Source organism: Actinoallomurus acaciae (assembly GCF_042429965.1).
Lineage (GTDB): Bacteria > Actinomycetota > Actinomycetes > Streptosporangiales > Streptosporangiaceae > Actinoallomurus > Actinoallomurus acaciae.
Genome location: NZ_JBHLZP010000365.1, coordinates 1 through 9,379, shown reverse-complemented (window position 1 = coordinate 9,379; position 9,379 = coordinate 1). Strand labels below are relative to the sequence as shown.

At 69.0% G+C, this 9,379-nt stretch carries 9 protein-coding genes and 3 pseudogenes; 10 read left to right on the top strand and 2 right to left on the bottom strand.

Going from position 1 to position 9,379, the window contains the following annotated elements; all coding sequences use genetic code 11:
- From ACFFNX_RS34640 to ACFFNX_RS34625, 4 genes and pseudogenes are all read left to right on the top strand, one after another.
- Nucleotides 1-300 (top strand): annotated as a pseudogene (locus tag ACFFNX_RS34640) (lipid-transfer protein); the annotation flags it as partial.
- Nucleotides 301-305: 5 nt separating this feature from the next.
- Nucleotides 306-1,463, top strand: coding sequence for a thiolase family protein (locus tag ACFFNX_RS34635; RefSeq protein ID WP_378210133.1), 1,158 nt, complete (start codon nt 306-308; stop codon nt 1,461-1,463).
- A gap of 20 nt (nt 1,464-1,483) precedes the next feature.
- The gene (locus tag ACFFNX_RS34630) at nt 1,484-3,061 is read left to right on the top strand and encodes an acyl-CoA synthetase (protein ID WP_378210132.1); all 1,578 of its coding nucleotides are present in this window, start codon (nt 1,484-1,486) and stop codon (nt 3,059-3,061) included.
- A 22-nt stretch (nt 3,062-3,083) separates the two neighbouring features.
- Complete coding sequence (locus tag ACFFNX_RS34625; RefSeq protein ID WP_378210131.1) at nt 3,084-3,740, top strand: hypothetical protein; 657 nt, start codon at nt 3,084-3,086, stop codon at nt 3,738-3,740.
- 9 nt (nt 3,741-3,749) lie between these two features.
- Here the strand turns inward: ACFFNX_RS34625 and ACFFNX_RS34620 are convergent, their stop codons facing one another.
- Complete coding sequence (locus ACFFNX_RS34620) at nt 3,750-4,181, bottom strand: hypothetical protein (RefSeq protein WP_378210130.1); 432 nt, start codon at nt 4,179-4,181, stop codon at nt 3,750-3,752.
- A 216-nt stretch (nt 4,182-4,397) separates the two neighbouring features.
- On the opposite strand from ACFFNX_RS34620, the gene ACFFNX_RS34615 reads away from it, so the two are divergent.
- The 5 genes from ACFFNX_RS34615 to ACFFNX_RS34595 all read left to right on the top strand — a co-directional run bounded on the left by ACFFNX_RS34615 (nt 4,398) and on the right by ACFFNX_RS34595 (nt 7,812).
- Nucleotides 4,398-4,871 (top strand): MarR family winged helix-turn-helix transcriptional regulator, encoded by a 474-nt coding sequence (locus ACFFNX_RS34615; RefSeq protein WP_378210129.1) that lies wholly within the window; start codon nt 4,398-4,400, stop codon nt 4,869-4,871.
- Nucleotides 4,872-4,971: 100 nt separating this feature from the next.
- On the top strand, nt 4,972-6,000 hold the full coding sequence (gene add / locus ACFFNX_RS34610; RefSeq protein WP_378210128.1) for an adenosine deaminase: 1,029 nt from the start codon (nt 4,972-4,974) through the stop codon (nt 5,998-6,000).
- Nucleotides 6,001-6,334: 334 nt separating this feature from the next.
- A complete protein-coding gene (locus ACFFNX_RS34605) occupies nt 6,335-6,676 on the top strand; it encodes a YbaB/EbfC family nucleoid-associated protein (RefSeq protein ID WP_378210127.1) in 342 nt (113 codons plus the stop codon).
- A 30-nt stretch (nt 6,677-6,706) separates the two neighbouring features.
- Nucleotides 6,707-7,135, top strand: a complete 429-nt coding sequence (locus tag ACFFNX_RS34600; RefSeq protein ID WP_378210126.1) for a hypothetical protein — start codon at nt 6,707-6,709, stop codon at nt 7,133-7,135.
- An 8-nt stretch (nt 7,136-7,143) separates the two neighbouring features.
- The gene (locus ACFFNX_RS34595) at nt 7,144-7,812 is read left to right on the top strand and encodes a hypothetical protein (protein ID WP_378210125.1); all 669 of its coding nucleotides are present in this window, start codon (nt 7,144-7,146) and stop codon (nt 7,810-7,812) included.
- A gap of 22 nt (nt 7,813-7,834) precedes the next feature.
- Here the strand turns inward: ACFFNX_RS34595 and ACFFNX_RS34590 are convergent.
- A pseudogene (locus ACFFNX_RS34590) lies at nt 7,835-8,945 on the bottom strand (NAD(P)H-dependent flavin oxidoreductase).
- Between the two features lie 204 nt (nt 8,946-9,149).
- Between ACFFNX_RS34590 and ACFFNX_RS34585 the strand changes: the two are divergent.
- Nucleotides 9,150-9,379: pseudogene (locus tag ACFFNX_RS34585) on the top strand (hypothetical protein); the annotation flags it as partial.

Here is a 9,379-nt window from a genome sequence, read left to right as displayed (position 1 = left end):
TCGGAGTCGGCCGCGCTCGCCGGGGCGAAGGCGGGCGCCCGCGACATCGAGGTGGCCGAGCTGCACGCGCGGTTCAGCCACGAGGAGCTGATCCTGCGCGACGCGCTCGGCCTCGGCGGCGACGTGCGCGTCAACCCGTCCGGCGGTCCACTGGCCGCCGACCCGGTGATGGCGACGGGCCTGATCCGCGTCGGCGAGGCGGCGGGCCGGATCCGAAGCGGTGAGGCGGGCCGGGTCCTGGCCCACGCGTCGCACGGACCCTGCCTGCAGTCGAACCTCGTGTGCGTGATGGAGGCGTAGAACCCATGGCTGAGGCGTGTGCCGTGATCGGCGTCGGGCAGACCCAGTACCGGTCGCGGCGGGGTGACGTCTCGATGGCCGGGCTCGTACGGGAGGCGGCCCTGCGGGCGCTGGAGGACGCCGGGCTGACGTTCGGCGACATCGACGCCGTCGTGGTCGGCAAGGCGCCCGACCTGTTCGAGGGCGTGATGATGCCGGAGTCCTACCTCGCGGACGCCCTCGGCGCGCGGGGCAAGCCGATGATGCGCGTGCACACGGCGGGCTCGGTCGGCGGCTCCACCGCACTCGTCGCGGCCGGGCTGGTCCAGGGCGGGGTGCACGACCGGGTCCTCGTCGTCGCGTGGGAGAAGCAGTCGGAGTCGAACGCCACCTGGGCGCTGTCGACGCATCCGCCGCTGACGCCCTCGATCGTCGTGGGCGCCGGCGGCTACTTCGCGCCGCACATCCGCGCGTACATGCGGCGCACCGGCGCGCCCGCGCACATCGGCACGCTCGTCGCGGTCAAGGACCGGCAGAACGCGCTGAAGAACCCCCACGCGCATCTGCGCATCCCCGGCATCTCGCGCGAGATGGTCGAGTCGACGCCGATGCTGTGGGAGCCGATCCGTTACCTGGAGACGTGCCCGTCCAGCGACGGGGCCGCCGCGATGGTGCTGGCCTCCGCGGACGCGGCGCGCCGCGCGCCGAACCCGCCCGCGTGGGTGCACGGCGGGGCGATGCGGTCCGAGCCGATCTTCTTCGCCGGACGCGACACGGTGAACCCGCGGGCCGGGCGCGACTGCGCGGCCGACGTGTACGCCCAGGCGGGCATCACCGACCCGCGGAACGAGCTGGACTGCGCCGAGGTGTATGTCCCGTTCTCCTGGTACGAGCCGATGTGGCTGGAGAACCTCGGCTTCTGCGGCGAGGGCGAGGGCTGGAAGCTGACCGAGGCCGGCGCGACCGCGCTCGACGGCGACATCCCCTGGAACGCCTCCGGCGGCGTGCTGTCCTCCAACCCGATCGGCGCGTCGGGGCTGATCCGGTTCGCCGAGGCGGCGCAGCAGGTCCGCGGGCTCGCCGGCGAGCACCAGGTGGACGGCGCGCGGCGGGCGCTCGGCCACGCGTACGGCGGCGGAGCACAGTTCTACGCGATGTGGGTGGTCGGGTCGGACCGGCCCTGAGCGACCGGCGGAGGGACGCGATGGAGTTCAACCACGCCGACCTGTTCGAGGGGCTCGCCGACACGATCGGGGACCGTACGGCCCTGGTCGCCGTCGGCGCGGACGGCGTCGTACGCCTGACCTACGCCGAGTTGGACGCGCACGCCAACCGGCTCGCCCACCACCTGGCGGAGGTCGGCGTCGGGCCCGCCGACCACGTCGGCGTCCACCTGTACAACGGGCTGGAGTACGTCGCGACCGTGCTGGCGGCCCTGAAGATCCGCGCCGTGCCGGTCAACGTCAACTACCGGTACGTCGAGGCCGAACTGGCGTACCTGTACCGCGACGCGTCGCTCGTGTCGCTGGTCTACGACGCGGCGTTCGAGGACCGGGTGACCGCCGCCGCGCAGGAGGCTCCGACCCTGCGGCACCGCGTGGTCTGCGGCGGATCGTCGCCGTCGGCGGTCGGGTACGCCGACGCGCTGTCCTCGTCCTCGGCCTCGCGCGGCTTTGCGGCACGCTCCGCCGACGACCTCTACATCATCTACACCGGCGGCACGACGGGGATGCCGAAGGGCGTGATGTGGCGGAGCGAGGACCTGTTCATGGCGTTCGGCGGCGGCAACCCGTACGGGGAACCGCGTGCGACGCCGCAGGAGGTGATCGACGCGGCGTCCGCCTCGGGCGGCGTGACGATGATGACGACCGCGCCGCTCATGCACGGCGCGGCCCAGATGACGACGTTCCTGACCTGGTGGATGGGCGGCACGATGGTCTTCAACCGCCGGTTCACCGCCGCCGGGACGCTCCGGACCATCGAACGGGAGAGGGTCGTCACGGTCGGCATCACCGGCGACGCGATGGGCCGGCCGCTCGCCGAGGAGATCGCCACGGGCGCGTACGACCTGTCCTCGCTGGCGGCCATCAGCTCGACCGGCGCGATCCTGTCCGGCACCGTGCGGGAACGGCTGCAAGGCCTGCTGCCCCAGGTGATGATCATCGACAGTTTCGGCTCGTCGGAGTCGGGCTACACGGCCTCGGGGGTGGAGGGCTCCACGCCGGAGTCGGGCCTGCGGTACCGGCCGAACAACACGCACCTGCGGGTGCTGGACGAGAGCCTGCGCCCGGTCGCGCCCGGTTCGGGCGTCATCGGCCAGGTCGCCAAGAGCGGCCCGATCGCGCTGGGGTACTGGAACGACCCGGAGAAGACGGCGCGGACGTTCGTCGAGATCGACGGCACACGCTGGCTGCTGACCGGCGACATCGCCACGGTCGAGGCCGACGGGACGATCTCGATCTTCGGGCGGGGGTCGCAGTGCATCAACACGGGCGGCGAGAAGGTCTTCCCCGAAGAGGTCGAGGCGGTGCTGAAGGGCCACCCGTCGGTCTTCGACGCGGTGGTCACCGGGATACCGGACGACCGTTTCGGCCAACGCGTCGCCGCCGTGGTCCAGCCGTACGACGAGGCGCCGACGACGGCGGACCTGGACGCCCACTGCCGCTCCCGGCTGTCGGGCTACAAGGTCCCCCGCACGTACGCTTTCGTGGGGCAGATCGAACGCTCCCCGGCGGGCAAGGCCGACTACCGCTGGGCCCGGAAGATCGTCGCCGAGGCGTGACGACGCGTGTGGATGGGGATTCATGGACGGCTTCGGCCGGAGGCTTCGCACGACCCGGACGTTCGCGGCGGAACGCGGCTGGACCTTCGCCGCCTCGGACCGCGCCTCGGGCCGGGATGAAAGTGCGCTCCTCGAGCGGCTGCGTGGCGAGCCGTTCCACCCGCCCGAGCGGCCCCCGGACGGGTTCCCGTACCCGGTGCCCGGCCGTCACCGGCACCGGCTGTCGGACGTGATGCGCGGCGCGTACCGCGACCGGTCCGCGGTCGTCTTCGCGTACACGCGCGAGCAGGAGATCCTCGATGACGGCTTCGGGCGCCGCGGCCGGGAGAACTCCTACCACTGGATCGCCGCGCTGCTGGACCTGCCGGCTCCGGTGCCGCGCCTGCAGGTGACGCCGCGCACGCCGGTGCCACCCGCGCGGCCGGGCGTCACGATCGGCGATCCGCGTGTGGACGAGCGGTTCCACGTCCACACCGACGACCCCGCATGGGCGGGCGGGGCACTGCGCGACCTGGCCACGGTCCTGCTCGACGGACCCGCCCGAGCGTGGCGGATCTCGGGTACGTCCATCCTGACGTGGACCTGGGCCCGGCCGGCGTCCGGCATCCCGCTCGACCAGGTCGATGCCACGCTGGACCGACTCTCCACGCTCGCCGGGCGCCTTGTGCCGCCGGCCTGAAGGGCACGCTCAGGCGGCGGTCGCCTCCGCGGCGCGGGCCTCCCAGACGAGGCCGAGTTTCGGCTCGTCGTCCGGGGGGTCGGCGTCCTTCGGAAGGCTCCAGATCACCTCGTACGTCACCGTGTGATCGCGGCCGTCACCGTGGCCGGTCCACCGGCCGACGCCCTGGTCGTAACGCGTTCGGCCGGTGAAGTCGGCCAGAGTTCCGGTGAAGACGGGGAACGGCATGAGAGACGGGGTGCTCTCGAAGATCGAGAGGCGCAGCCGCTGGGCGAGGAGGCCGGACGCGTCGCCCTGGGAGTACATCGCGACGCCGGCGTCGGCCGGACCGTTGAAGGTGACGGAGACGGACACGGTGCCGCGTTCGCCGGGTTCGACGCCGTGCAGGGGCAACCAGGTGGCGGACGTCACATCATCGGTGAGGGTGATGGCTCGGGTCATGCGACGCACCTCAATTCAGTTAGCCAGCCTAATTAACATAACCGCCGCCGACCTGCTGTTATTCCGTCGACAACGGGTCCGCGCGGGTGTCAGGGGCCACTGTCGACGGGACGGCTCCCCGTGCCGTCGCGGTCACGAGGAGCACCTCACGACACCGATAGACTCAGAGGAAACACTCTCTATCTCCGAGAGACGAACCCCGCGGAGGTGGGCCCCATGACGGCGCCCGACCGGGCGCGGCTCATCCAAGAGCTGAGCCACCAGGCACGCATCAGCACCCTGTGGACGGTTCTGCTCCACAACGCCATCGCCAGCAGGTCGGGGACCAACGTCACCGACATGCAGTGCATCAACCTGCTCCAGCTGCGCGGCCCGATGACACCGGGCCAGCTCGCGGACGCCATGTTCCTCACCACGGGCGGCGCGATCACGGCGGTGATCGACCGGCTGGAGAAGGCCGGCATGGTGCGCCGCCGCCGCGACGACGAGGACCGCCGCCGGGTCATCGTGGAGGCGACCGAGGACGGCCCGACCGCCGAGCTGAGCGACCGCTTCGCGCCGGTCGCCGAGCTGTACGGCAAGCTCCTCGACGGCTACTCCGACGAGCAGCTCACGGTGATCCTCGACTACCTGAACCGCACCAACGAGGCCTCTCCCGAGGTCATCGAGCGGGTCAGGCAGCTCGGCTGACCACAGGCGTACGCCGTTATCCGTAAATCTGACATATCCGTGTCAGATACCGCTGTTCGCACTCGCCTGAGCGGATCGGCCGCTGTTAGCTTCGAGGGCCATGACCGCCCTTGATGACTTCATCGACGCCCTCCCCAAAGTCGAACTTCACGTTCACCTGGTCGGTTCGGCCTCACTGCCGACCGTGCTCGAGCTGGCCCGCCGGCACACCGGCCACGCGGTCCCGACCGATGAGGCGGCGCTGCGGAGGTTCTATGAGTTCCGCGACTTCCCGCACTTCGCCGAGGTCTACCTCGGGGTCAGCGGCCTCATCCGCGAGCCGGAGGACGTCGCCGCACTGGTCGTCGGCGCGGCCCGCGACCTCGCCGCGCAGAACGTCCGCTACATCGAGCTGACCGTCACGCCGTACACGCACGTCGTCACCATGGGCATGCCGGCGCCCGCGGTCACCGAGGCGCTGGACGTCGCCGCCCGCGAGGTCGCGGACCTGATCGAGGTCGCGTACGTCTTCGACATCCCCGGCGAGTACGGCGGCGAGGCGGCACGGGCGACGGCCGACCACGCGCTCACCCACCCGCCGCGCAACCTCGTCGGCTTCGGGATCGGCGGCATCGAGCAGGACCGGGCCGGACATGAGGAGGCGATCCGCGACGCGTTCCGCGCGGCGGTCGCGGCGGGCCTGCACAGCGTGCCGCACGCGGGCGAGATGTCCGGGCCGGAGACCATCTGGGAGGCCGTCCGCGAGCTGCGCGCCGAGCGGATCGGCCATGGCATCCGCTGCGTCGAGGACCCGGAGCTGATGGCCCACCTGCGCGAGACGCAACTGCCGCTGGAGGTCTGCCCGACCTCGAACGTGTGCACGCGGCAGGTGCCCTCCATCGCCGCGCACCCGCTGCCCCGGCTGCTGGAGGAGGGCCTGTACGTCACGCTGAACAGCGACGACCCGCCGATGTTCAACACGACGCTGACGAATGAGTACCGCGTCGCCGCACGTGACCTCGGCCTCGGCGCGGACGGCGTGGCCGAACTGGCACGCAACGGCGTACGTGCGTCGTTCCTGCCCGAGGACCGCAAGCAGGCGATCCTCGCCGAACTCGACGCGGTCCGAACGGCGACGCCGATCGTCTGAACACCTTCCACGAACGGCCGGGCCCATCGGGAGCCCGGCTACGCCGAGACCGGCCGGGGCGCGCTTCTCCGGTGCGGGCGAGGTCGTCGCGTACGCCTGGCCCATCCGACGGCGTCGGCCCGGCCGGGACGACGCACGGGCATTGAGACGGCGGCACCGGACCCGCGCCAGGAGATCACATCGTCTCGATTCGCGCTTTTTGTAGCGTCAGAGGCGATATGCCGCCTATGTGTCGACATGGCAAAGGAGTCCGTTCAAAGATCATCCACCTGCTAGCTTGATCGGGCACCTGGACGCATCGGCACATCAGCCGACCGGGCAAAGGACGGCATTGATGACAGAGGCCCCCTCTCCTCACCGCTCACCGGTCATCGCGACCTCCGCCGATGGAACGGTCCGCGTCACCCTCCGCGCCGATGGGCTCATCGAGTCCGTGACTCTCGATCCACGCGTGAAACGCCTTCCCGTCGACGACCTCGGCAAGCAGATCACTGCCGCGTTGACGGCGGCACAACAGAAACTGCTCCAGCAGGTCAACACACGCGACCGCGAAGAGGCTCAACAGGCGGAAAAAAGACTGTCGGCCGAACTTGAAAACATCAACGCCGAGTATCGTCGCCAAACCGCCGTTTTCGAGGCCACGGCCATAGAAATTCTCAACCGAATAGACAGCTAAAGCTACGAGACATACGGAAGAGGCGATCACATGGGCACCGGAAACAATGGTCCGACCGCCACCAATGATCCCGAGATGATAAAAGCAACATCCAAGGCGATAACCGATGTAAATAGCATTTTTCCCGACGATCTACACTACCTAATTGGTTCAGCGGATATGCAGGAAGCACTCGGCTGGATACCGAATGGCGAATTCTGGTCGGACGACGAAACAGAGCTCATGCCACCTGGACTGGGAGGGTTTTGGGGCGAACATTTCGACGACAGGGTGGATTACTTCTCAGCCAGATACGCCCATTTCCTCTACCAGTTCAGAGCAGCGACCGAGAACGACATCCCGACTCTGTACGAATTTATTGTCAAGGGTCTACGCGCCATGACTTCTAACTATACGGTTACCGAGGACGACAACATGAAACTTGTATTCGGTGCCAAGATCCCGAGGCTCACCATCTGATGGCCAGCTTGCCGACCAGCCTCCTTGAGACCGCCAAACTCGTCGAATACCGGCCGTTGCCTCTCAACGCGGACGGACTGCACAAGACCAGCAAGCTCTGGCTCCAGATGGCCGACGCCTGCCTGAAGAGGGCTGACGATCCCACTAAGAAAACTGGCACAGTATGGGACCCCGATACTTCATGGCAACGTGGAAACGATCCCGCTCTCGACGCGTTCGTTGCATTCTACGATAACTATCCGCGCGCCCAGTACCATGACGCCGCGAAGCTAAGCCCCAAGATAGCCGCAGCGCTGAACAACCTCGCGGGAATCGCCGCCAGCCACCACGCCGCCGCGAACAAAGCCCTGCAAGCGGCGCGGGACGAACTGTCCAAGAGTGGTCACATGTTGGGCGGAAGCTATCACACCGTCCTCTTCTTTCATATCCACGGCGAGAGCGAGTCAACGGCAGATGCCGACTCGGCGGTGATAACCAGAACCATGGCCTATCTGAGGAAGCTGAACGAACAGACCAAAACTTTGATCAATCTTCAGACCTCGGTCATCGACACACTGATCGGCTCACTGCAGCAGATATCGGATAACGCTAAAAAAGCGACCTCTACGCTTCCGGGCGGAGCAAAGTACGTGAAAGACTCGAAATACGACTACGATTGGTGGCGAGGAGAGGGTTGAGAATCCCCGGCCGCTGCCGGGCTCAGTCTTCGGTGAGGGCACCCAGCCGCTCCATCGTCTCGACGTACTCCTCGACCATCTCGTAGATGACCCGCGAGACCGGCTTGACCTGGTTCATCGTGCCCACGATCTGACCGACGGGGAAGGTCGTCAGCTCACCGGCGCCGGCCCGGTTGATGCGCTGGAGCGCGTCGGAGATCAGCATGAACTGCATCGGCATCGGGAGCGTGCCGGGCGACTCGGGCGACTCCCACGCGTCGGTCCACGCGGTCTTGAGCATCCGCGCCGGCTTGCCCGTCCAGGACCGCGAGCGCACGGTGTCGCGGGAGCCCGCGGCGAGGAGCCGGTCGCGCGACGCCTCGGGGGTGTCGGCCTCCTCGACGGTGAGCCAGATCGAGCCGGTCCACACGCCGTCGGCGCCGAGCGCCATTCCGGCGGCCATCTGACGGCCCCGGCCGATGCCGCCCGCGGCGAGCACCATCGTGTCCGGGCCGAGCGTCGACCACCTCGGGGATCAGCACCATCGTGGAGATCTCGCCCGTGTGACCGCCGGCCTCGGTGCCCTGGGCGACGATGATGTCGACGCCCACGTCGACCTGCTTGCGCGCGTGGCGGGCGCTGCTGGCCAGGCCGGCGACGGTCACGCCGTGCCGGTGCGCCTCCTCGACCACGTCCGCCGGGGGCGGGCCCAGCGCGCTCGCGAGCAGCCCGATCGGATGCTTCAGCGCCACCTCGACCTGGGGACGGGCCGTGGCGTCGGTCCAGCCGAGCAGGTAGCGTCCGGCGCCCTCCTCGCTGAGCGGGGCGATGCCATGCCGTTCGAGCAGCTCGTTCACGAAGCGGCGGTGCTCGTCGGGGATCATGCCCTGCAGCCCGCTGAGGATCTCGCCCGCGTCGCCGAGGCCGGCGCCCTCGTACTTGGCCGGCATGACGACGTCGACGCCGTACGGCCGGCCGCCCACGTGCTCGTCGATCCAGGCCAGCTCGGTCTCGAGCTCGTCCGGGGTGAAGTACAGGGCGCCGAGGACGCCCATGCCGCCCGCGCGGCTCACCGCCGCGACCACGTCGCGGCAGTGACTGAACGCGAAGATCGGGTACTCGATGCCGAGGAGTTCCGTGACTCGTGTCCGCACGTCTCCGACAATACACACATAACTGGAACGTGTTCTAGTTCTCTCTACAGCCAGCCAGGGCGCGTACACGGACGGCAGTTGGAACACGTACCAGATTCCCCGGACGGCCTGACCCTAACTGAGGTGTTGACGGCGGTATGACCGGTTGTTAGCTTTCGCGCCTGGGCTCACGCTGAGAGTGCAGCCCCCGGAGGGCCGACGCGCATGACCGAAGCGATCGGAGCGGTCCGTGGGAGAGCCGGCCCGCCAACGGCGGCGGAACCGGTCGGCGGACCCTCGGCGCATGCCCTCGTCGACCGCGGACCGCTGCTCGCGGAGGCCCGCGCGCAGCTCGCGGCCGGCAGCGTCCTGCTGACCGGCCCGGCGGGCATCGGGAAGTCCACGCGGCTGGCCGCGCTGGCCGCCGAGGTCACCGGCCACCGGATCCTGCGCTG

Bases quoted from the DNA above. Each gene is read 5' to 3' on its own strand.
- ACFFNX_RS34615 (WP_378210129.1), top strand. From the start codon at position 4,398: ATGACGGCGCCCGACCGGGCGCGGCTCATCCAAGAGCTGAGCCACCAG.
- ACFFNX_RS34625 (WP_378210131.1), top strand. From the start codon at position 3,084: ATGGACGGCTTCGGCCGGAGGCTTCGCACGACCCGGACGTTCGCGGCG.
- ACFFNX_RS34600 (WP_378210126.1), top strand. From the start codon at position 6,707: ATGGGCACCGGAAACAATGGTCCGACCGCCACCAATGATCCCGAGATG.
- ACFFNX_RS34630 (WP_378210132.1), top strand. From the start codon at position 1,484: ATGGAGTTCAACCACGCCGACCTGTTCGAGGGGCTCGCCGACACGATC.
- ACFFNX_RS34620 (WP_378210130.1), bottom strand. From the start codon at position 4,181: ATGACCCGAGCCATCACCCTCACCGATGATGTGACGTCCGCCACCTGG.
- add (WP_378210128.1), top strand. From the start codon at position 4,972: ATGACCGCCCTTGATGACTTCATCGACGCCCTCCCCAAAGTCGAACTT.
- ACFFNX_RS34635 (WP_378210133.1), top strand. From the start codon at position 306: ATGGCTGAGGCGTGTGCCGTGATCGGCGTCGGGCAGACCCAGTACCGG.
- ACFFNX_RS34605 (WP_378210127.1), top strand. From the start codon at position 6,335: ATGACAGAGGCCCCCTCTCCTCACCGCTCACCGGTCATCGCGACCTCC.